Here is a 19032-nt window from a genome sequence, read left to right on the forward strand (position 1 = left end):
TCGACCTCAACCTCTGCAGACGATAAGTGACAAAACTGTTCGCGATGTCCTCGCACACCTGTTCGCGATGTCTCCGGTCCAAACAGGGGGGAGATCGGCAGCTTCGCCGCCAAAGCTCTTCCTGCAACGTTGGCGATTGGCGAAGGGATTCGCGACATCCAATCTCCCCCCTTGCGGGGGAGATGTCCGGCAGGACAGAGGGGGGTGCTGCCCCTCCGACGTATCAACTGAAATCCGTTCTGCCTAAATCGGTAACGCACCCGTCTCCTTCAGCGTTTCCAGCACGATCGCCGTCTTCACATGCTGCACGGATTCGTGCGGCAAGAGCACGCCGTTGACGAATTCCGACAGCGACTTCAAATCGGGCGTCACCACTTTCAATATATAATCCATCTCGCCGGTCAGCGCGTGCGCTTCCTGCACCTCGGGCAGCCGCGCCACCAGTTCACCGAAGCGCCGCGCATTGTCGTGATTGTGCGTGGCGAGTGTGACCGAGATGACGTTGACCAGCGAAAAACCGAGTTTGTCGCGGTCGAGCACCGCCCGATAGCCCTTGATAAAGCCATCCTCCTCGAGCCGCTGGCGGCGGCGCGAGCATTGCGACGCCGACAGGTTCACCCGCTCCGAAAGATCGTTGTTGGTCAGCCGCGCATCGCCCTGCAAAAGCGCCATTATCTTGCGGTCGAACTGATCAATCCGCGTCTCATCCATGGCTTTTTCTCTTATCATGCACGCTTCACGCATGACATCATCATTTCAAGCGTTTGAATGCAAGCACCGTGCGCCTCCTCCGCGTTATGATCGTGTCAAATGGCCTTTTCAGACCAGGCCAGCTTTCGGAGGAATATGATGGGTCCCTTCCCGCACGACGCCCCGCCCGCCAAGATCAGCAAGGACAACCCGGCCGGCACCGACGGCTTCGAGTTTGTCGAATTCGCGCATCCGGAGCCGCAGAAGCTCGCTGAGCTGTTCACCCGTATGGGCTATGTTGCGGTGGCCAAGCACCGCACGAAAGACATCACCATCTGGCGGCAGGGCGACATCAACTATGTCGTCAATGCCGAGCCTGGCTCGCACGCGATGAAGTTCGTCGACAAGCATGGGCCTTGTGCTGCCTCGATGGCCTGGCGGGTTGTCGATGCCAAACACGCTTTCGATCACGCCGTTGCCAAGGGTGCCACGCCTTACGAAGGCGCCGACAAGGCGCTCGACGTGCCGGCAATCATCGGCATTGGCGGCTCGCTGCTCTATTTCATCGAGACCTACGGCAAGAAGGGTTCGGCCTATAATGCCGAGTTCGAATGGCTGGGCGAGCGCGACCCGCGGCCGCAAGGCGTCGGCTTCTACTATCTCGATCACCTGACCCACAATGTCTACCGCGGCCAGATGGACACATGGTGGGATTTCTACCGCAATCTGTTCGGCTTCAAGCAGATCCATTTCTTCGACATCGACGGCAAGATCACCGGCCTGGTCAGCCGCGCCATCACCTCGCCCTGCGGCAAGATCCGCATTCCGCTCAACGAGTCCAAGGACGAGACCAGCCAGATCGCCGAATACCTGAAGAAGTACAATGGCGAGGGCATCCAGCACATCGCTGTCGGCACCGACGAGATCTACGCCGCCACCGACAGGTTGGCCGAGAACGGCCTGAAGTTCATGCCCGGCCCTCCGGAGACCTACTACGACATGTCGTATGACCGCGTGAATGGCCATGACGAACCGATCGAGCGGATGAAGAAGCACGGTATCCTGATCGACGGCGAAGGCGTCGTCGACGGCGGCACGACCAAGATCCTGCTGCAGATCTTTTCGAAGACCGTGATCGGCCCGATCTTTTTCGAGTTCATCCAGCGCAAGGGCGACGAAGGTTTTGGCGAGGGCAACTTCCGCGCGCTGTTCGAATCCATCGAGCAGGACCAGATCAAGCGCGGGGTGATCAAGGTTCAGGCTGCGGAGTAGTAGATTCGAACCGGGCTTCTTGCGGCGCGACCAATTATGACCTAAATTATGGTCATAAGGATCGCGCTATGAATGTTTCCATCGCCGAGGCCAAGGCCAAATTGTCGGAACTCGTCAGCCGCGCGGAAGCCGGCGAGGAGATCGTTCTCACACGCCACGGCAAGGTGGCCGCGCGCATCGTACCGCCGGCAGCGGCCGAACCACTGCCGCGTATTGGCGCCTTGAAGGGCAAGATTTGGATTGCGGACGATTTTGATGAACTCGGTCCCGAATGGGACGAGTACGTGAAATGACGGTCGGCCCGTTTCTCGCCGACACGCATATCATCCTGTGGTCGATTTCAGACGATCCACGTCTCAGCCAGCACCACCGCGCTATCTTGGCTTCGGAAGCGGTGGTGTTCGCGAGCGCGGCAAGCGTCTGGGAAATTGCCATCAAACGCTCAATCGGAAAACTCAACGCGCCGGACGATCTGCCAACGCTGCTTCCCAGAATGCAATTTCAGCCACTTGCCGTCACTTTGCAGCATGCGAACGCCGTCAGCAGCCTACCCCACCATCATGGTGATCCATTCGACAGACTGCTGATCGCGCAGGCGCAAGTAGAGAACCTGACCATCTTGACATCCGACCCGCATTTCGCCCGTTACGGTGTCGCTGTGGCATGATCGGCCAAGCAATTGGTCTCACAAACCCAGCCGCTCAACCTCCACTTGTCTCAGCTTCAAATCATAATCGAGCAAGAACTCGTCCAATTGCGGCGGCTTGACCGACGTGCCCGAAAGCATTGCGTGCACCTGGCCGCGGTGATGGATGTCGTGCAGAAAGACATGGGCGAGGATATCGCCGATGCGCTCGGGGATCATGCCGTCCTCGCGCCGGTCGGTGATGACGCGGCGATCGAGATCGTCGGCCGACAGCCTATCGCAAAAGGCGATCAGCCGCCGGTCGGCTGCGACCTGCGCGGCAAACAACGCCGCCGGCTCGTCGAGGGGCACGAAGTCGTCATGGGCGGCAGCACCGAGACCACCCTCTTCGAGAAAATCGAGATAGAGAAGATCGACCGCAAGGATGTGGTTGAGCGTTGCCTTGATCGACGGAAAGAAGCTGGTGCGTTCGGCCTCGAACTCACCGGGCTGGAGGGACAGCACCGCGCGGTAGAGCCGGTCGTTCGACCACAGATTGTTGCCGGCCATACGGCGCAGATGGTCGAGCAGGTTCACGAGATCATCCCCCTGCCCGCACCAGATGCAAGCCTGCCCCCATGATCGCGAATCCGGCAAGAACGATCAGCAGCAGCCCGTTCATGCGCCGACGCATGGCTTGCGTCTCCTCATCCCGCGCGACTTTCATGTTGGTGATGGTGTGGAACATCATCGCCTTGCGCGGAAAGCCGCCGCGGTTGGTCAGGTCAGGCGAGCGCGCCTCGATGCGGTAACTCAGCCGGATCGCCTGGATGAAGACCGCCAGTATAGCGAGTGCCCAGACACCGGCCAGCAGATAGACCCCGGTCATGCCCTTACCTCTCGTATTTCTCGACCTTCTGCTCGATGGCGCCGAATATCGAATGCCCGGTCTTGTTCTTCATCTCGATGCGCACCGTGTCGCCGAAGCGCAGGAACGGCGTTTTGGGTTCGCCTGACACAATGGTCTCGATCATGCGCAATTCGGCGATGCAGGAATAGCCGGCGCCGCCGGCCGAGACAGGCTTGCCCGGCCCGCCGTCGAGCTTGTTGGAGACGGTGCCGGAACCGATGATCGTGCCGGCGGCTAATGGCCGTGTCCTTGCCGCGTGAACGATCAGCGCCGGAAAGTCGAAGGTCATGTCGACACCGGCATTGGCGCGGCCGAACGGCTTGCCGTTGAGATCGGCAAGCAGCGGCAGGCTGACCTTGCCGCCGTCCCAGGCGTCACCCAGTTCGTCCGGCGTCACCGCGACCGGCGAAAACGCCGAGGACGGCTTTGACTGGAAAAAACCAAACCCCTTCGCCAGTTCCGGTCCGGTGAGCGCGCGCAGCGTGACGTCATTGACCAGCATGACCAGCCGGATCGCAGCGCGCGCTTCTTCGAGAGTGGCGCCCATCGGCACGTCGTCGACAATGACGGCGACCTCGCCCTCCATGTCGATGCCGAAGCCTTCGTCAGCCATGCGGATCGGGTCACGTGGCGGAATGAAGGCGTCCGAGCCGCCCTGGTAGATCAGCGGGTCGGTCCAGAAGCTTGCCGGCATCTCGGCGCCGCGCGCTTTGCGCACCAGTTCGACATGATTCACGTAAGCCGAGCCGTCGGTCCATTGATAGGCGCGCGGCAGCGGCGAGTGGGCGTCATGCTCGTGGAAGCGCTCCGCCGGCACCGCATTGTTCTCAAGCGATTCCGCTATTGTCGCGAGATGCGGGGCGATGCGGCGCCAGTCGTCGAGCGCCGCCTGCAGCGTGCGCACCAGGAACGAGGCGTCGGTGAAGCGTGTCAAGTCGCGCGAGACGACGACGAGTTTTCCGTCGCGCGTCCCGTCCTTCAATGTGGCAAGCTTCATGCAGTTTCCTCTCCTTGTGCAGCTTTCTCGCTGCTTAACTCCACAACAAGGCCGTCGCGGGCGATCGTCAAGTCGCCGGCCCATGTTTTCCTGACAGCGTCAGTCCAGTCGGCCTCGCCGATCCCGGGATCGTCGGCTGGAATGAGGTGATTGAGCACCAGTCTCTTCACCCCGGCATCGCTGGCGATGCTGCCGGCCTCTTCGGCAAAGCTGTGGCTGGCAAGCAGATGCTCTTTCAGCCGCGCGCCATTGCCGGTCCTGGCCACCAGCCGCTCGATGCCTTCCTCCAGCATGGCTTCATGGACGAGGATATCCGCACTCCGGGCGAATTCGGCGAGCGGCGGAAAGAAGGCCGTGTCAGCGGAGAACACCACGCTTTTCCCGCCGTGTTCGAAGCGCAGGGCAAAACAGTCGGTCACCGGCGGATGCTCGACGCGCAGCGCCGAAACCGTCAAGCCGCCCTGCTCGAGCACCTGGCCTTCGCCGAATTCGACGATCGAAACCAGGTCTCGAATATCCGGCCGGCCCTCGTCGACGACGCGGATTTCGATGTCGAAGTCCATCGCCTGGCAAAAGCGCTGCCAATAATGATCCGTGCCGGGCGGACCGAACACGTGGACCGGCGCCGCCAGACCCGCCGTCCAGGCGGTGTGGATCAGCGGCCCCAGTTCCAGCACGTGATCGGAATGCAGATGGGTGATGAAGATCAGGTCGAGCGATTTCAGGCTGATGCCGGCATCGACGAGACCCCGCGTGACGCCAAGGCCGCAATCGACGACGATGCAGCGGCCGCCCATCCGCAGCACCGACGAGCTCGGCCATGGACCACCCGGCCGCAATGCCGGGCCACCCTTCGAGCCCAAAAGCACCAACCGATCCGGCATTGGCTCGGTGCTCAAGACCAGTCGCCCTCGGGCGTGCCGTTGAAACGCTTCTTGAGGTCCGCCCAGCAATCGATGTAGTTGTCCTGCCGGGTTTCGAATTCCGCGCCGTAGCGGGTCAGCATCTGCGGGTATCGGGTCTCGAACATGAACGCCATGGTGTTGTCGAGCTTGACCGGTTTCAGGTCCGCGCGCGAGGCCTTTTCGAAGCCAGGCGCATCCGGCCCATGGGCCAGCATCAGATTGTGCAGGCTGATGCCGCCGGGCACAAAGCCTTCTTCCTTGGCGTCGTACTGGCCATGGATCAGGCCCATGAACTCGCTCATGATGTTGCGGTGGTACCAGGGCGGCCGGAAGGTATCTTCGGCCACCAGCCAGCGCGGCGGGAAGATGACGAAGTCGATATTGGCCGTGCCCTCCTCGCCGCTCGGTGCGGTCAGCACCGTGAAGATGGACGGGTCGGGATGGTCGAACAGCAGCGCTCCGACCGGCGAAAAGGTCGCCAGATCATATTTGTAGGGCGCGTAATTGCCGTGCCAGGCAACGACGTCCAGCGGCGAATGGCCGATCTCGGTGACATGGAAATTGCCGCACCATTTCACCGTCAGCCGGCACGGCGTTTCCTTCTCCTCGAACCAGGCGCAAGGCGTCTTGAAATCGCGCGGATTGGCCAGGCAATTGGCGCCGATCGGGCCACGGTCGGGCAGCGTCAGCTTGGCGCCGTAGTTCTCGCAGACATAGCCGCGCACTTCCTTGTCGCCCAGCTCGACCTTGAAGACCAGACCGCGTGGCAGCACGGCAATCTCGCCGGGCCGAAGCTCTATGACGCCCATCTCGGTGACCAAGCGCAAGGCGCCGACCTGCGGCACGACCAGCAATTCACCGTCGGCGTTGAAGAAATGGTCGTCGACCATCGAGGTGTTGGCGACATAGACATGCGCTGCCATGCCCGCCTGACCGAGCACGTCGCCTGATGTGGTGATGCTGCGCATGCCCTTGATAAAATCGGTCGGCTCCTTCGGCATCGGCACCGGATTCCAGCGATACTGGCCAAGCGCCAGTTCATGATCGCCGACATTGGGAGCGGTCTTCCACAAGGGATAGCTGGCCGCCTTGAAACGCCCAGTGTGCTTGACGCTCGGTCGGATGCGATACAGCCAGGAGCGCTCATTGGTGCCGCGCGGCGCGGTGAAGGGCGAGCCCGAAAGCTGCTCGGCGTAAAGACCGTAGGCCGGCCGCTGCGGCGAATTCCGTCCTTGCGGCAGCGAACCGGGCAGCGTCTCGGTTTCGAAGTCGTTGCCGAAGCCCGGCATATAGGAAAAGGCCATTGCTTCCTCCCGAAATGGATATCCATTGACCAAACTGGTTTCATTTGTAACCATTGAAAATGTAACCATCAATGGCGGCTTTGAAAAATGGTGATCAAGAGCGAAGCGTCCGACGCGCCTGAAATTCTCAATCTGGAAAATTTCCTGCCCTACCGGCTCCACCGGCTTGCCGAGGCCGTCAGCCGGGAATTCTCGAGGATATACAAGGATCGTCACGGCCTCACGCGTCCCGAATGGCGCACGCTGGCCGGGCTCGGACAGCGTGGCACGATGACGGCGACGGCGTTGGGCGAACAGTCGGCCATGCACAAGACAAAGGTTTCGCGCGCTGTCGCCGAACTCGAACGGCGTCGCTGGCTGACGCGAAAACCGGACGAAAAAGACCGCCGTATCGAACATCTGACGCTGACCGGAACGGGGCTTGCCGCCTATCGCGAGATGGTGCCGCTGGCGAAGGCGTTCGAACGGGATTTGCTGGCAAGATTAAGTGCTGAAGAGCGCGCGGCGATCACCAGCGGACTGGCTGCATTGGAGACCAATGCCTGGTCCCTAGCTAGTCCAAGATCAAGCCAATCACTCTGGACGACGGAGTTCGAGCGAGACTGCGTGGGAGCTCCCACCACAGCCAAAGCATAGCATTGCCTTCGATTTGATCGTGATTTGCGTTGTCAGGCCGCGTATAATGCCCATCACACCGACGGGAGGACTACGATGAGCATTCGCACATTAAGTGTCCTGGTGACGCTGCTTGTAGGCACCTGCACATTTGCGCAGGCCCAGCAGACAAAGCCGATGTCGATCGAAGTGTTCCCTTTCGAATTGGAGGATAAGAGCGCCGGGGCGGGAATAATTCCCCCGGATGAATATGACAGGCGCTATCTGTCGGAATCGGCACAAGTTGCGAGGGACATGCTCTCCCAGTCTGGGCGTTTTACAGTAATTGATGTGCCGGCGAGGGATACACAGGCTGCTGCGCCGCACGGATTGCGCAACTGCGCTGGTTGTGAAGGCCCGATTGCCAAGGAGCACGGCGCGTCGCTTGCCTTGCTTGGCGTCGTAACGCGCGTCAACCGAACAGAACATACTATGTTCATTCGCATCCTTGACGCCGAAACCGGGAGACATGTTTCGGAGGGGTTTACCGATCTTCGCATGGGTGCGAACCACGCGTGGCCCCGCTCCGTGAAATGGCTGATGAAAAACAGAATCCTGCGGTAGGGCGGCATCTACCAGTCCATCACCACCTTGCCGGAACTGCCGCTGCGCATCGCATCGAAGCCGGCTTGAAAGTCGTCGATGCCGATGCGGTGCGTGATGAGGCCGGAGACATCCAACGGGCCCTGCACAAGCGCGATCATCTTGTACCAGGTTTCGAACATCTCGCGGCCATAGATGCCCTTGAGATGCAGCATCTTGAAGATGACCTTGTTCCAGTCGATCTCGAAGCCGGTCGGCGCGATGCCCAGAATGGCGATCTTGCCGCCATTGTTCATGGTGTCGATCATATCGCGGAAAGCGGGGGCAGCGCCCGACATTTCGAGGCCGACGTCGAACCCCTCGGTCATGCCGAGCACCGGCATGACGTCGCGCAGCTTTTCCTTCGAGGCGTCGACGACATGCTGGACGCCGAGTTTCTTGGCCAGCGCCAGCCGCACCGGGTTGATGTCGGTGATGACCACTTTGCGCGCGCCGACGCATTGCGCGACGAGCGCGCCCATGATGCCGATCGGCCCGGCGCCGGTGACAAGCACATCCTCGCCGACCAGATCGAAGGACAGTGCCGTGTGGACGGCGTTGCCCAGGGGATCGAAGATGGCGGCGATCTCGTCCGGCACATCGTCGGGGATCGGCACGACATTGTGCTGCGGGATTGCCAGATACTCGCCGAAAGCGCCGGGACGGTTGACGCCGACGCCGAGCGTGTTGCGGCACAGATGCCCCCTGCCCGCGCGACAGTTGCGGCAATGACCGCAGACGATGTGGCCTTCGCCCGACACGCGCTGGCCAACCTTGTATTCGGTGACCGCGGCGCCGAAATCGGCAACGGTGCCGACGAATTCATGGCCGGTCACCATCGGCACCGGCACCGTCTTTTGCGCCCACTGGTCCCAATTGTAGATATGCACGTCGGTGCCGCAGATCGCCGTCTTCTTGATCTTGATCAGCACGTCGTTGGGACCGATCTCCGGTACCGGCACCTCTTCCATCCAGATGCCCGGTTCGGCCTTGGCCTTCACCAGCGCCTTCATCATGTTCGACATGCTTTTGTCCCTTGAATCTCTTGATCCGGAATCGCTTTTCGATTCCGGCCTTTCAGGAAATGACCCCGAGTTCGCGCCCGACGGCGGCAAACGCTTCCACTGCCCGATCGATATCCGCGCTGGAATGGGCCGCCGACATCTGCGTGCGGATGCGGGCTTGCCCTTTCGGCACCACCGGGAAGGAAAAGCCGATGACGTAGATGCCGCGCTTCAGCATGCGCGCCGCCATCTCCTGCGCCAGGCTGGCATCACCCAGCATCACCGGAATGATCGGATGATCGGCTCCGGCCAGCGTGAAGCCGAGTTTGCCCATCTGCGACCGGAAGCGCGCCGCATTGTCGTAGAGTTTGTCGCGCAGCCCATCGCCGTCTTTGATCAACTCGAACACTTTGATCGAAGCGCCGGCGATCGCCGGCATCAGCGTGTTGGAGAAGAGATAGGGCCGTGAGCGCTGGCGCAGCCAGTCGACCACCTGCCTCTTGCCCGAGGTGTAACCGCCGGACGCGCCGCCGAGTGCCTTGCCGAGCGTCCCGGTGATGATATCGACCCTGCCCTCGACGCCGCAATGCTCGGCCGAGCCGCGGCCGTTCTGGCCGACGAAGCCGACGGCATGGCTGTCGTCGACCATCACCATGGCGTCGTATTTCTCGGCGAGGTCGCAGACACCCCTGAGATTGGCGATGATGCCATCCATCGAAAACACGCCGTCGGTGGCGATCAACCGGAAGCGGCAGTCCCGGGCTTCTTTCAGTCGCGCCTCGAGATCGGCCATATCGTTGTTGGCGTAGCGGAAACGTTTGGCCTTCGACAGCCGCACGCCATCGATGATCGAGGCATGATTCAAGGCATCCGAGATAATGGCGTCTTCCTCGCCCAGCAGCGGCTCGAACAGGCCGCCATTGGCATCGAAACAGGAGCCGTAGAGGATGGTGTCTTCCATGCCGAGGAAACAGGAAATCGTGGATTCGAGCTGCTTGTGCTCTTCCTGCGTACCGCAGATAAAGCGCACCGATGCCATGCCGTAGCCATAGCGGTCGAGCGCCTGGCTGGCCGCCGCACGCAAATCGGCGCTGTCGGCGAGGCCGAGATAGTTGTTGGCACAGAAATTCAGCACCTTGTCGCCGCCGACCTCGATCTCGGCCGACTGCGTCGAAGTGATCACCCGCTCCGACTTGTAGAGGCCTGCCGATTTGAGCTCCGCGAGCTCGCTGTCGATGTGGGAGAGGAATGCTGCGGTCATGGTCGGCCTCGTTTGATGTGGGCTGACTGTCGTCTCGTCCGCGCGAAAAATCCATCGCAAAAACGACCGACCGGTGGCAAGCAGCACGATGCGGTCCCGGTGTCGATCATCATGCGGCCCAGGAACGACACCACGACAAAGGGTTCTGGCCGACGACCGCTCAAATGCCGGTATGGCGCTAAACGAGCCGATAACCATTTCGCGATCTTTCGACAGCTGCCCCTTGCCGGGCAGCCGTCGATTTCCGGTCCTGTTAACGTTTGCAGTTCAATGGTGCTCATACAAGAATCTTTTGGCAACAATCCGTAGGCGAGAGGGCCGCCCCCGAAAATGTCGCAGCAGCCGGTGCAAACCGTTTCAGGCAAGCTCATACTGCTGATCAAGGCTGGCTATTGGCTGGCCCTGCTGATCATTGCGGCCATGGTGATAGCCTCCTTCATCCTGCTGCAGCAGATGATGGCCACCCAGCAGCACAACCACACCTTGCTCGACATCGTCAGCACGCAAAAGACGCTGTCGCAGCGCATCGTCTTCCTTGCCAGCGCAACGGGTGCCGGTTCACGCGACAAGCAACCGGCGCTGGTCAGCGCGCTCAAGCAGGCAACGGCGGAGTTCGAGACGAACTATGATCTGCTGCTCGATCAGACGGGAGCCGATCCGCAATCGCCGGCCAAGCTTGACCCGAAGTCGATCGAAAGCGTGCTTTTCGCCAAGCCCTTCCACCTCGACTATTTCTCGGTCGGGCTGATCGCCAATGGCGACCGCCTGATCTCGGCCTATGAATCGCAATTCAGCGGCAATGGCGGTTACAAGGGCGGCGGCGAACGCGTCAATCTCGACGCCTCTGTCGCCAATGCGACCTTGTCGGGCTATGCCGCGCTTGGCCAGCGCATCACTGCCGACGCCGACGACCGCTCCGAGAAGCTGCTCGCTCTCCACCGCACGCTGTTCTACGCCACAATCGGCGTCATCATACTGGTGGCGCTGTTCATCTTCAGGCCGATGTCGAACGCCATCCTGCGCAAGACACATGAATTGATCGACGCGCGCAATTCCATGGCCTTCATCGCGGTGCATGACGGCCTCACTGGCCTGCACAACCGCACGTTCCTGACCGATCATTTCGACACGCTGATCAAGGGCACGCACCGGCGTCGCGAACGCCTTGCCGTCGTCCAGCTCGATCTCGACCGATTCAAGCAGATCAACGATACGCTCGGCCACGCCGCCGGCGACTATGTGCTGGTCGTCACGGCACAGCGCATGCGCGATTCCTGCCGGGCGTCGGATCTGTGCGTGCGCCTGGGCGGCGACGAGTTCGTCATGATCCTCGGCGGCGCCGGCGGCACCGAAGACATCAATATGCTGGCGCGGCGCATCCTGGCACACATCAACGAGCCGATCGTCTTCCAGGGCACGACCATTCTCCCAGGCGCCAGCGCCGGCATCGCGGTCTATCCGATCGACGCCGACAATGCTGGGGATTTGCTGGTCCACGCCGATCTGGCGCTTTACTCCGCCAAGAAGCTTGGCGGCGGCAACTTCTCCTTCTTCTCCGAGGAGCTGCGCCGCGAACTCGACTATCGCAAGCAGCTCGAGCACGACATCAAGGTCGCCATCGCGGAGCGGGCGTTCCAGGTCTATTTCCAGCCGCAGGTCTCGCTGACCAACGGCACGATCAGCGGCATCGAGGCGCTGGTGCGCTGGAACCATGCGGAGCGCGGCATGATCCCGCCCGGCGAGTTCATTCCGGTCGCCGAGAAATGCGGCTTCATGCCCGAGATCGGCCGCATCGTCATCACCAAGGCGATCAACGAGGCGGCCGAATGGAATCGCGCCGGCATTGCCTTCGGACGGCTTGCCGTCAATGTTTCCGGCACCGAGCTGCGCGAGCACGATTTCGATGCGTTCTTGTTCGAGACGCTGGAAAAGGCGGGGCTGCCGCCGCAGAAACTGTCGCTGGAAATCGTCGAATCCGTCATCCTCGACGACGAAAAGACAGGCATCGCGGCCAAGCTGCGGCACATCCGGGCAGCCGGCGTCCATCTTGAACTCGATGATTTCGGCACCGGCTATGCTTCGCTCAGCCATGTCAACCCGAACGAGATCGACCGGCTGAAGATCGATCGCCGCTTCGTCCAGAACATCCATGAGAATGGCGACAACTCGAAGATCGTCCGCGCCATCACCGAGCTGGCGCGTGGCCTTGGCATCTCGATCGTCGCAGAGGGCGCCGAAACCGAGGCCGAGCTCAATTCGCTGATGGCGATCGGCTGCGACCAGGTGCAGGGCTACTCCATCGCCTTCCCGATGCCGCACGACAAGGCGCTGGAATGGCTGACCGCCCGCATGCCCAAGAAGGCCAAGCTGACGGTGCTGCAAGGAAGCCTGGCATAGGTACGGCCGGGCTGCCTTGACAACCGTGTGTGAAGATGGCGGCTTTGTCGGATCGCAACCGGGTATCGGGGCCGATGACACCGTTTCGGTTTGTCCTGGCGGCGCTTTTGATTTTTGCGGTCCCCGCCCAAGGGGCCGATCGCATAATCTATCTTACCTTCGACGATGGGCCGCTGAACGGCACAAGCAACATCCTCGATGTGCTGGAAGCCGAACAGGTTCCGGCGACAATGTTCATGGTCGGCATGCATGCGCAGGCGAGCGCCGCCAACAGAGCGCTCGTCCAGCGCGCCAGGCAGCTTCCCCTGGTGACGCTCGGCAACCACAGCTACAGCCATGCCTACAATCACTACCGGCATTTCTACGGCAACACCGAGGGTGTCGTCGCCGACATGGTAAGGGCGAATGCGGTGCTCGGCTTGAAGCCCGTGGTGCATGCAAGACTGCCGGGGCGCGACGTGTTCAGGCTGCCCTCCATGTCGAAGAACGACACTTCGCTTGGCCTCGCCCAGGAGGGGCGTGAAGAGCCCGATTACGAGTTTGTCGCGGCCTCAGGCTTCTATCTCTACGGCTGGGACCATGAATGGGTCCACAAGGACAATGGCGAGCCGGTGCAGAGCGTCGATCATCTGGTCAGCGAGATCGATCACCTGTTCGGCTATGGCCGCTTCGTCAAACCCGGCAAGCTGATCCTGCTGATGCATGACGAGATGTTCCAGAACGCGTTCGACGGCAAGACGAAGCTGACCAATTTGATCGCCGCGCTGAAGCTGCGCCATTACACTTTTGGGACAATCCAGGGCTACGACGACTGAGCCGGCAAAGACGGCAAGCTCTTCAGCGGATTGAGCATTGGCACACCAAGTGGCGCGAAATGACGCTCGTTGTCCGTCAGTATCGTTAAACCATGGACCTCGGCTGTGGCAGCAATCGCTATGTCTTCAAATCCAGGCCGGTGCGCCCTCGCCCGATCCAGGATTAGTCCCGCAGCATGCGCGGCGCGCAAATCGAAGGGAAGCACTCTTTCTCCATAAAGGTGCTGAACCGCTTGCCACCAGCCGCGCAGCGAGTTCGCCTTTGTTGTCGCACCCTCACGTTCGGCCTTCGCTATTCCAGCGGCAACTTCGGATGCGGTGACAACGGACAGGAACAGATGGTTGCTCGCCTGGTCGAGCCAAGTCGCCAATGCATGCCGATCCGCTTTCTTGGACGGCGCCATTGCCGAGATGATATTGGTATCCAGCAGAAACATCGACCGCGTTACAACGCAACCTTGCGAGCCGGTTTGCGGGAACGAGGCGGAATATCGCCAAGGTCACCAGGGAAGGCCGCCAACAATTGTCCAAAACTTGGCACGCGCGAAAGCCTTTCATAGTCTTCGAAAGACAGAATGACAGCCTGCTTGCGCCCGTGACGGGTGATGACGGCAGGCGTCCCGGCGACGGCTTGATCGACCACCGCTGAAAGTGTTGCCTTGGCATCCTTCAACTGAATCTCGCGCATAGCTTGCTCCAAAATGACTAGAGTGGTCATATAGCAGAGCAACTCGGATCAAACAAGGCCTGTCGATCCCACCAAGATCATCCCACATTCGCCCGCAACACGGCCAGCACCTGCGCGAACTCCGCCAGCCGCTCGTCGGACAGTCCGACCCGCAGCCGCTTGTCAAAGGAAAGCGCGGCCTTACGCAATGTCTCGAACATCGCTTCTCCGGCCGCGGTCAGTTCGACCAGATGAACCCGGCGGTTGATGGGATCACGGCGGCGCGTCAGCAGGCCCTGCGCCTCCATCGCGTTGAGATGGTGGGTCAACGTCGCGCCTTGGATGCCGATCATGCCGGCGAGTTCACGCTGATTGGCAAGCTTGCTCGACTTGACCGACAGCAGCGTGAGCCAGACCGGCAGCGTGCCACCGGCCTCGACCAGGGCAGCGTCGAAGGCCTGGGCAACCAGCTTGGCGGTTCGTCCGAGATTCATGCCGACTGGCGGGCGTTCGAAGGGTGTCATTGCAGGACACTAGACGGTGTCATGCACGGATGGAACTGGCGCGACTTATACATTGACATCTAACCATTTGATATCTAATTACCGAGAGATGGCGGGCTAAAGAGGAAATCCGGTTATGCAATATGTCTACATCGTCGTTATCGGCCTTCATGTCATGGCAGGTGTATTCTGGGCGGGTACGACGATCGCGGTCGGCCGTGACCCGGACATCCGGGCGGAACGGTTCTTCCGGCCGCAAATGGGCGCTGCCAGTCTGGTTTTCCTGACCGGCATACTGCTCTGGTATTTCTTTCACGAGGGCGTTTTCGGCTCGATGGAGAAGGTGCTGGCGCTGGGCATCGTGACGGCCCTGATCGCCGCCGGCGTGCAAGGCGCGCTGGTGGGCTCAGCCAGCAGGCAGCTTGCCGGTGCCGATGCGGCAACGGAAAGCCAGTTGCGCGCGAAGATGACAAGAGGCGAGCGCATCGCAGGGGGGCTGCTGGTGCTGACCGTGCTGTGCATGGCCACGGCCAGAATGTTTTGAGCGCCGCCCACGCAGCACAAGCTCACAGAATCGTACGTTGTCTGGCGACGAGCCAATGACGTGCGGGCGCGCGGCCAGACCGAAGTATACGGGCTCTCGTACGCAGGTCCGACCGCGCGCCACCGATCCTCGCAATAGCTAATTTCAGATACGCAAGCCGAACCTGATGCCGTCATAGATGGCGGCGTGGATGTTGCGCGAGGCGACCGCGTCGCCGATGCGGAACAGCACGAAGCCGCCTTCTGGATTGCGCTTGGGAAAGATGTCGCCACCACTCACCAGCCGTTCGTAGTCGACCGCACCGCCATTCTTCGACAGAGGCTTTAGCGATAGGTAGAGATCATCGAGCGGCAGCGTACCGTGCTCGACCACCACCTGGTCGACCCTGCGCTCGCCGCGCCAGCCATCGGCGAAATCCGAAGCCAGCTCTGCGATCAGTTGATTGCCCTCGCGCCGCACCGAACGCAGCCGCGTGTTGATGGTGATGGTGACGCCCTTTTCCTGAAAGGCCCTGATATAGGGCACATGGTTCATGCCGCCCATTTCCGGGGCAAAGAAACGCTCCGGCGATACAAGCTCGAGTTTCGAGCCGGCATTGGCGATCAGTTCGGCGGCGCCCATGCCCTGATGGCCGCCATTGTCGTCATAGAGCAGCACATTTTCGGCCGGCTTGACGCTGCTGGCCATGATGTCCCAACTCGAGGTGACAAGGTTGTCGCCGGCCGTCAGCGGCGGGTTCTGCGGCAGGCCGCCGGTAGCGACCACCACCACATCGGGCGACAGCGCCAGGACATCGTCTTTTTCCGCCCAAGTGTCGTAGCGGATCTCGACGCCGAGCCGGTCGAGTTCAGCCAGCCGCCAGTCGATGATACCGATCAGTTCCTTGCGGCGCGGGTTCTGCGTCGCCAATCGCACCTGGCCGCCGGCCTGGCTCGATGCTTCAAGCACCATCACCTTGTGGCCGCGCTCGGCCGCGACCCGCGCAACCTCCAGCCCGCCGGCGCCGGCTCCGACGACCACGATTTTCTGCTTCGGTCCTTCGGTCTTGACGATGATATGCGGGATTTCGGCCTCGCGGCCGGTCGCGGCATTGTGGACGCAAAGCGCTTCGCCGCCCTCATAGATGCGGTCGAGACAATAGGTGGCGCCCACGCACGGGCGGATCTCATGCTCGCGCCCCTCCATCACCTTTTTGATGATGTGCGGATCGGCGATATGGGCGCGGGTCATGCCGACCATGTCGAGCTTGCCGGTGGCGATGGCGTGGCGTGCGGTGGCCACGTCGGATATGCGCGCCGCGTGGAAGGTCGGGAATTTCGTCGCCGCCCTCACCTCTCCGGCGAAATCAAGATGCGGCGAAGAGCGCATGCCGGTTACCGGGATGACCTTGGTCAGCGCCGCATCGCTCTCGATCGAGCCACGAATGATGTTGAGGAAATCGACCTTGCCGGAGCCCGCCAGCCGCCTGGCGATTTCGATCCCCTCCGCCTTCGACAGGCCTTTTTCGAAATCTTCGTCGGCGACCATGCGGATGCCGACGACGAATTTGTCGCCGACAGCTGCCCGCACGGCATCGAGCACCATGTTGGTGAAGCGCAGGCGATTGTCCAGCGAGCCGCCGAATTCGTCGTCGCGATGATTGGTGGCCGGCGACCAGAAGCCGTCCATCAGATGGCCGTAGGATTCGAACTCGATGCCGTCGAGGCCGGCGGCCTCGCAGCGCTGGGCGGCTGAAGCATAGTCGGCGACGATGCGCTCGATGTCCCAGTCCTCGATCGTCTTCGGGAATGCGCGATGCGCCGGCTCACGCACCGGCGAGGCCGAGAGCACCGGCAGCCAGTCGGCCTTGTTCCAGCCGGTACGGCGGCCGAGATGGGTGATCTGGATCATCACCTTGCAGTCGTGCTCGTGGCAGGCGTCGGCGAGCTCGGCCAGCCACGGCACGATCCTGTCGTCATAGACATGCAGATTGCCGAAGGCGGCCGGGCTGTCGCGCGAGACGATCGCCGAGCCGGCGGTCATGGTCAGCGCCATGCCGCCCTTGGCCTTCTCTGCATGGTAGAGCCGGTAGCGCTGTTTCGGCATGCCGTCCTCGGAATAGGCCGGCTCATGGCTGGTCGACATGACCCGGTTCTTCAGCGTCAAATGTTTGAGCTGGTAGGGCTGGAGAAGCGGATCGTTGCTGGTCATCGTCTTCCTGCGGTTTCAAATTGTGCTAATGAGCGGCAAAATTCGTTTTCAAGCATGTCGTCCCGCACGCACTCCGGGCGCATGCGACAAGGATTGCGCCCATGATCGACACCAAAACTCTCACCCAGCTCGGCGCGCACGTCGAGACGCCACAAAGCCCCGAAGCAGCGGTCCTGGAGACCGTACCGTTTTCGCGTGGTGACGGACCGCCGGCGATCGTGCGCTTCACCTGTCCGGAATTCACCTCGCTGTGCCCCGTCACCGGCCAGCCGGACTTCGCCCATATCGTCATCGACTACGCACCCGATGCGGCTCTGGTGGAATCGAAGTCGCTCAAGCTGTTCATGACCTCGTTTCGCAACCATGGCGCCTTCCATGAAGACTGCACCGTCATGATCGGCCGCCGCATCGTGGCGGCAACCAAGCCGCTGTGGTTGCGCATAGGCGGCTATTGGTATCCACGCGGCGGCATTCCGATCGATGTGTTCTGGCAAACGGGCGCTCCGCCCGAAGGCGCCTGGCTGCCCGACACCGGGGTGGCGCCCTATCGCGGGCGGGGTTGAGCTCGCCCATCATTCGCACTGATATTGGCTGAGTGCCCATTCGCCGGTCACCGACAGCAGGTCCGATATCTTCCAGTCGCCGTCGACCCTCTTGAATTTCCATTCCAGCCGGTGCGGGTTGCCCGATATGACGAAGGCGACGATGACCTTGGCCTGGTCGCCGTTGATCGCCTCGAGCGTCTTCAGGCTCTTGTCGATCTCGGCCTTGTCGTAATCGGCATTATCGAGCGCCATGTTGGGGTCGAGGCACTCGCCCTGCCCGGATTTGCGCAAGGCGTCGCTCTTGTCGAGCACGGTTTTGGCCGGGTCGATGAAATGGCTTCGCTCGGCTGGATCGATCTCCAGCCCGACCTGATCGTAAAACGGCCGCACCACAGCGGTCGGCGAGCCCGGCTGGATCGGTGCGGCCGGCGCGGCTTCGGCTGGCGACCATCCAACAGGCGGCGTTGCCGGTTCCACTCCGGTTCCGGGTGCATTTGCGGGCGGAGCCCCGCTGTCGCCCGGCGCGGCGTCAGCCGGCGGCGCACCCAACAGGCTTTGCGCGGCGGCGCCGCTCAGAGCCGCCAGCAGACACACACCCGACAGGGCCAGCAACCGGCGATGGGCCATCGCTTCACTCCGGCGTCTGGCCGGCCATGCATTCCAGCGCACTGAGCGTCCAGTCGCTGGTCTTGGAAGCGATGTCCGATATCTTCCACTTGCCGTCGATCTTCTTGAGCGACCAGAGCATTTCACGTTTGGAATCATCGCCCTCGGAGAACAGGCTGAAGGATACCGTGACCTGTGCGTTATCGCCATCCAGCTTCTCAGACAGTTTCAGCGTTTTCGAGACGGTTTTCTGATCGAAATCCTGGGCGTCGAGACCAGGATCGAAATCGATGCAGGCGACCTGGTCCGGGTTCTTCTTCGTTGCCTGGTCGTTCAACTCGAACAGTTTCGTCACCGGTTCGGTGAACCGGTCCCGATATTGTTCGTCGGCCTCGAACTTGACCGCCGGGACATAGAAGAACTTCACCGCATCGGACGCCGGTCCGGCGACGGCGGCGGCCGGCAGGGCTATCGAAAGGGCGGCAACGAGCACTGTCAGTCTCATGCAGAATCTCCGGCTTTTGATGGCTTGAGCCTATCAATACCACGTATCCTGCATAT

General features: G+C 61.4%; 23 protein-coding genes. 9 read left to right on the plus strand and 14 right to left on the minus strand.

Annotated features, from left to right (window positions below):
- Positions 1 to 243: 243 nt before the first annotated feature.
- Positions 244 to 711: an Lrp/AsnC family transcriptional regulator gene (locus tag NKH95_RS00005; protein WP_023813591.1), complete on the minus strand. Its 468-nt coding sequence runs from the start codon at positions 709 to 711 to the stop codon at positions 244 to 246.
- 138 nt (positions 712 to 849) lie between these two features.
- Between NKH95_RS00005 and hppD the strand changes: the two genes are divergently transcribed.
- The 3 genes from hppD (at position 850) to NKH95_RS00020 (ending at position 2629) form a co-directional block, all read left to right on the plus strand.
- Positions 850 to 1962: a 4-hydroxyphenylpyruvate dioxygenase gene (gene hppD / locus NKH95_RS00010; protein WP_352890849.1), complete on the plus strand. Its 1113-nt coding sequence runs from the start codon at positions 850 to 852 to the stop codon at positions 1960 to 1962.
- 68 nt (positions 1963 to 2030) lie between these two features.
- Positions 2031 to 2255, plus strand: coding sequence for a type II toxin-antitoxin system Phd/YefM family antitoxin (locus tag NKH95_RS00015; RefSeq protein WP_023813589.1), 225 nt, complete (start codon positions 2031 to 2033; stop codon positions 2253 to 2255).
- Positions 2252 to 2629 carry a type II toxin-antitoxin system VapC family toxin gene (locus NKH95_RS00020; RefSeq protein WP_023813588.1) on the plus strand — a complete coding sequence of 126 codons (378 nt, stop codon included), beginning with the start codon at positions 2252 to 2254 and terminating at the stop codon, positions 2627 to 2629. The genes NKH95_RS00015 and NKH95_RS00020 overlap by 4 nt, the downstream gene beginning before the upstream one ends.
- A gap of 18 nt (positions 2630 to 2647) precedes the next feature.
- Here NKH95_RS00020 and NKH95_RS00025 read toward each other — a convergent pair whose 3' ends face one another.
- The 5 genes from NKH95_RS00025 to hmgA are packed head-to-tail and all read right to left on the minus strand — an operon-like array spanning position 2648 to position 6703.
- Complete coding sequence (locus tag NKH95_RS00025) at positions 2648 to 3184, minus strand: DinB family protein (protein ID WP_023813587.1); 537 nt, start codon at positions 3182 to 3184, stop codon at positions 2648 to 2650.
- 4 nt (positions 3185 to 3188) lie between these two features.
- Positions 3189 to 3476: a hypothetical protein gene (locus NKH95_RS00030; RefSeq protein WP_023813586.1), complete on the minus strand. Its 288-nt coding sequence runs from the start codon at positions 3474 to 3476 to the stop codon at positions 3189 to 3191.
- Positions 3477 to 3480: 4 nt separating this feature from the next.
- Positions 3481 to 4494, minus strand: a complete 1014-nt coding sequence (locus NKH95_RS00035; RefSeq protein ID WP_352775895.1) for a fumarylacetoacetate hydrolase family protein — start codon at positions 4492 to 4494, stop codon at positions 3481 to 3483.
- A complete protein-coding gene (locus NKH95_RS00040; RefSeq protein ID WP_352775942.1) occupies positions 4491 to 5378 on the minus strand; it encodes an MBL fold metallo-hydrolase in 888 nt (295 codons plus the stop codon). Before NKH95_RS00040 ends, NKH95_RS00035 begins: the two co-directional genes overlap by 4 nt.
- An 11-nt stretch (positions 5379 to 5389) precedes the next feature.
- Positions 5390 to 6703: a homogentisate 1,2-dioxygenase gene (gene hmgA / locus NKH95_RS00045; protein ID WP_352890491.1), complete on the minus strand. Its 1314-nt coding sequence runs from the start codon at positions 6701 to 6703 to the stop codon at positions 5390 to 5392.
- An 87-nt stretch (positions 6704 to 6790) separates the two neighbouring features.
- On the opposite strand from hmgA, the gene NKH95_RS00050 reads away from it, so the two are divergent.
- Positions 6791 to 7339: a MarR family winged helix-turn-helix transcriptional regulator gene (locus NKH95_RS00050; protein WP_023813582.1), complete on the plus strand. Its 549-nt coding sequence runs from the start codon at positions 6791 to 6793 to the stop codon at positions 7337 to 7339.
- Between the two features lie 75 nt (positions 7340 to 7414).
- Positions 7415 to 7921 carry a DUF2380 domain-containing protein gene (locus NKH95_RS00055; protein ID WP_023813581.1) on the plus strand — a complete coding sequence of 169 codons (507 nt, stop codon included), beginning with the start codon at positions 7415 to 7417 and terminating at the stop codon, positions 7919 to 7921.
- 8 nt (positions 7922 to 7929) lie between these two features.
- Here the strand turns inward: NKH95_RS00055 and tdh are convergent, their stop codons facing one another.
- Both tdh and NKH95_RS00065 read right to left on the minus strand, forming a co-directional pair.
- Positions 7930 to 8964 (minus strand): L-threonine 3-dehydrogenase, encoded by a 1035-nt coding sequence (tdh, locus tag NKH95_RS00060; protein WP_013533376.1) that lies wholly within the window; start codon positions 8962 to 8964, stop codon positions 7930 to 7932.
- Between the two features lie 52 nt (positions 8965 to 9016).
- Positions 9017 to 10204, minus strand: coding sequence for a glycine C-acetyltransferase (locus NKH95_RS00065; RefSeq protein WP_023813580.1), 1188 nt, complete (start codon positions 10202 to 10204; stop codon positions 9017 to 9019).
- Positions 10205 to 10534: 330 nt separating this feature from the next.
- Between NKH95_RS00065 and NKH95_RS00070 the strand changes: the two genes are divergently transcribed.
- Complete coding sequence (locus NKH95_RS00070) at positions 10535 to 12601, plus strand: putative bifunctional diguanylate cyclase/phosphodiesterase (protein ID WP_023813579.1); 2067 nt, start codon at positions 10535 to 10537, stop codon at positions 12599 to 12601.
- Positions 12602 to 12675: 74 nt separating this feature from the next.
- On the plus strand, positions 12676 to 13416 hold the full coding sequence (locus NKH95_RS00075; RefSeq protein ID WP_023813578.1) for a polysaccharide deacetylase family protein: 741 nt from the start codon (positions 12676 to 12678) through the stop codon (positions 13414 to 13416).
- Here NKH95_RS00075 and NKH95_RS00080 read toward each other — a convergent pair.
- The 3 genes from NKH95_RS00080 to NKH95_RS00090 all read right to left on the minus strand — a co-directional run bounded on the left by NKH95_RS00080 (position 13404) and on the right by NKH95_RS00090 (position 14607).
- On the minus strand, positions 13404 to 13853 hold the full coding sequence (locus tag NKH95_RS00080; RefSeq protein ID WP_023813577.1) for a type II toxin-antitoxin system VapC family toxin: 450 nt from the start codon (positions 13851 to 13853) through the stop codon (positions 13404 to 13406). The genes NKH95_RS00075 and NKH95_RS00080 overlap by 13 nt on opposite strands.
- A gap of 8 nt (positions 13854 to 13861) precedes the next feature.
- Positions 13862 to 14104, minus strand: a complete 243-nt coding sequence (locus NKH95_RS00085; protein WP_023813576.1) for a type II toxin-antitoxin system Phd/YefM family antitoxin — start codon at positions 14102 to 14104, stop codon at positions 13862 to 13864.
- Positions 14105 to 14181: 77 nt separating this feature from the next.
- Positions 14182 to 14607, minus strand: a complete 426-nt coding sequence (locus NKH95_RS00090) for a MarR family winged helix-turn-helix transcriptional regulator (protein WP_023813575.1) — start codon at positions 14605 to 14607, stop codon at positions 14182 to 14184.
- A 115-nt stretch (positions 14608 to 14722) separates the two neighbouring features.
- Between NKH95_RS00090 and NKH95_RS00095 the strand changes: the two genes are divergently transcribed.
- On the plus strand, positions 14723 to 15130 hold the full coding sequence (locus NKH95_RS00095; RefSeq protein ID WP_023813574.1) for a hypothetical protein: 408 nt from the start codon (positions 14723 to 14725) through the stop codon (positions 15128 to 15130).
- 144 nt (positions 15131 to 15274) lie between these two features.
- Here the strand turns inward: NKH95_RS00095 and NKH95_RS00100 are convergent, their stop codons facing one another.
- The gene (locus tag NKH95_RS00100) at positions 15275 to 17320 is read right to left on the minus strand and encodes an NADH:flavin oxidoreductase (RefSeq protein ID WP_023813573.1); all 2046 of its coding nucleotides are present in this window, start codon (positions 17318 to 17320) and stop codon (positions 15275 to 15277) included.
- Positions 17321 to 17421: 101 nt separating this feature from the next.
- Here NKH95_RS00100 and queF point away from each other — a divergent pair, with 101 nt between their 5' ends.
- Complete coding sequence (gene queF, locus NKH95_RS00105) at positions 17422 to 17883, plus strand: preQ(1) synthase (RefSeq protein ID WP_010915503.1); 462 nt, start codon at positions 17422 to 17424, stop codon at positions 17881 to 17883.
- A 9-nt stretch (positions 17884 to 17892) separates the two neighbouring features.
- Here queF and NKH95_RS00110 read toward each other — a convergent pair whose 3' ends face one another.
- Entirely contained in the window at positions 17893 to 18492 is a 600-nt protein-coding gene (locus NKH95_RS00110) for a hypothetical protein (protein ID WP_352890498.1), read from the minus strand.
- 4 nt (positions 18493 to 18496) lie between these two features.
- Positions 18497 to 18976, minus strand: a complete 480-nt coding sequence (locus NKH95_RS00115) for a DUF3828 domain-containing protein (RefSeq protein ID WP_023813571.1) — start codon at positions 18974 to 18976, stop codon at positions 18497 to 18499.
- Between the last annotated feature and the right edge of the window lie 56 nt (positions 18977 to 19032).

Origin of the sequence: Mesorhizobium sp. M0848 (genome assembly GCF_040319805.1) — a bacterium.
In the GTDB taxonomy this organism is placed as follows: domain Bacteria; phylum Pseudomonadota; class Alphaproteobacteria; order Rhizobiales; family Rhizobiaceae; genus Mesorhizobium.

Coding starts and splice junctions, on each gene's coding strand:
- NKH95_RS00005 (WP_023813591.1), bottom strand. CDS start 711: ATGGATGAGACGCGGATTGATCAGTTCGACCGCAAGATAATGGCGCTT.
- hppD (WP_352890849.1), top strand. CDS start 850: ATGGGTCCCTTCCCGCACGACGCCCCGCCCGCCAAGATCAGCAAGGAC.
- NKH95_RS00015 (WP_023813589.1), top strand. CDS start 2,031: ATGAATGTTTCCATCGCCGAGGCCAAGGCCAAATTGTCGGAACTCGTC.
- NKH95_RS00020 (WP_023813588.1), top strand. CDS start 2,252: ATGACGGTCGGCCCGTTTCTCGCCGACACGCATATCATCCTGTGGTCG.
- NKH95_RS00030 (WP_023813586.1), bottom strand. CDS start 3,476: ATGACCGGGGTCTATCTGCTGGCCGGTGTCTGGGCACTCGCTATACTG.
- NKH95_RS00035 (WP_352775895.1), bottom strand. CDS start 4,494: ATGAAGCTTGCCACATTGAAGGACGGGACGCGCGACGGAAAACTCGTC.
- NKH95_RS00040 (WP_352775942.1), bottom strand. CDS start 5,378: ATGCCGGATCGGTTGGTGCTTTTGGGCTCGAAGGGTGGCCCGGCATTG.
- hmgA (WP_352890491.1), bottom strand. CDS start 6,703: ATGGCCTTTTCCTATATGCCGGGCTTCGGCAACGACTTCGAAACCGAG.
- NKH95_RS00050 (WP_023813582.1), top strand. CDS start 6,791: ATGGTGATCAAGAGCGAAGCGTCCGACGCGCCTGAAATTCTCAATCTG.
- NKH95_RS00055 (WP_023813581.1), top strand. CDS start 7,415: ATGAGCATTCGCACATTAAGTGTCCTGGTGACGCTGCTTGTAGGCACC.
- tdh (WP_013533376.1), bottom strand. CDS start 8,964: ATGTCGAACATGATGAAGGCGCTGGTGAAGGCCAAGGCCGAACCGGGC.
- NKH95_RS00065 (WP_023813580.1), bottom strand. CDS start 10,204: ATGACCGCAGCATTCCTCTCCCACATCGACAGCGAGCTCGCGGAGCTC.
- NKH95_RS00070 (WP_023813579.1), top strand. CDS start 10,535: ATGTCGCAGCAGCCGGTGCAAACCGTTTCAGGCAAGCTCATACTGCTG.
- NKH95_RS00075 (WP_023813578.1), top strand. CDS start 12,676: ATGACACCGTTTCGGTTTGTCCTGGCGGCGCTTTTGATTTTTGCGGTC.
- NKH95_RS00080 (WP_023813577.1), bottom strand. CDS start 13,853: ATGTTTCTGCTGGATACCAATATCATCTCGGCAATGGCGCCGTCCAAG.
- NKH95_RS00085 (WP_023813576.1), bottom strand. CDS start 14,104: ATGCGCGAGATTCAGTTGAAGGATGCCAAGGCAACACTTTCAGCGGTG.
- NKH95_RS00090 (WP_023813575.1), bottom strand. CDS start 14,607: ATGACACCCTTCGAACGCCCGCCAGTCGGCATGAATCTCGGACGAACC.
- NKH95_RS00095 (WP_023813574.1), top strand. CDS start 14,723: ATGCAATATGTCTACATCGTCGTTATCGGCCTTCATGTCATGGCAGGT.
- NKH95_RS00100 (WP_023813573.1), bottom strand. CDS start 17,320: ATGACCAGCAACGATCCGCTTCTCCAGCCCTACCAGCTCAAACATTTG.
- queF (WP_010915503.1), top strand. CDS start 17,422: ATGATCGACACCAAAACTCTCACCCAGCTCGGCGCGCACGTCGAGACG.
- NKH95_RS00110 (WP_352890498.1), bottom strand. CDS start 18,492: ATGGCCCATCGCCGGTTGCTGGCCCTGTCGGGTGTGTGTCTGCTGGCG.
- NKH95_RS00115 (WP_023813571.1), bottom strand. CDS start 18,976: ATGAGACTGACAGTGCTCGTTGCCGCCCTTTCGATAGCCCTGCCGGCC.